Below are 436 nucleotides of genomic sequence, written 5' to 3'. Positions count from 1 at the left end.
TTTTGGTTTCCATTCTTTACTTTGTAATTCACAAATAACTATCGGAACTTCTATATTTATCCACTCCACTTTTATATCTCCCTCTCCTTGTTCACCGCGTTCGCCCTTAAACCTTGTTCGCCACGTTCACCGCGTTCGCCTTTAAACCTTGTTCGCCACGTTCACCGCGTTCGCCTTTAAACCTTGTTCGCCACGTTCACCGCGTTCGCCTTTTTTACCGTCTAACCCTTGCTGACCGCGTTCGCCCTTATCACCTTTTTTACCGTCTAACCCCATTGCCGATCGCAAAGCAGCAATCTCTGATTTCATTTCCGAACAAGACACGCAACAATAACCGGGGTAGGTATCACATTCACACTTAAAATATCCTGGTGGACAGTCATCATCACAAGCAACTGTAAACTTACACGGACAAGTACCAGTATCTTTATATAAA

General features: G+C 44.3%; 1 pseudogene. It reads right to left on the bottom strand.

From position 1 onward, the window contains the following. Positions 1-141: 141 nt before the first annotated feature. A pseudogene (locus AABK37_RS41920) lies at positions 142-436 on the bottom strand (hypothetical protein); the annotation flags it as partial.

Source organism: Tolypothrix sp. VBCCA 56010 (assembly GCF_050875635.1).
Taxonomy (GTDB): Bacteria; Cyanobacteriota; Cyanobacteriia; order Cyanobacteriales; family Nostocaceae; genus Hassallia.
This window is presented reverse-complemented; position numbering and strand designations above follow the sequence as displayed.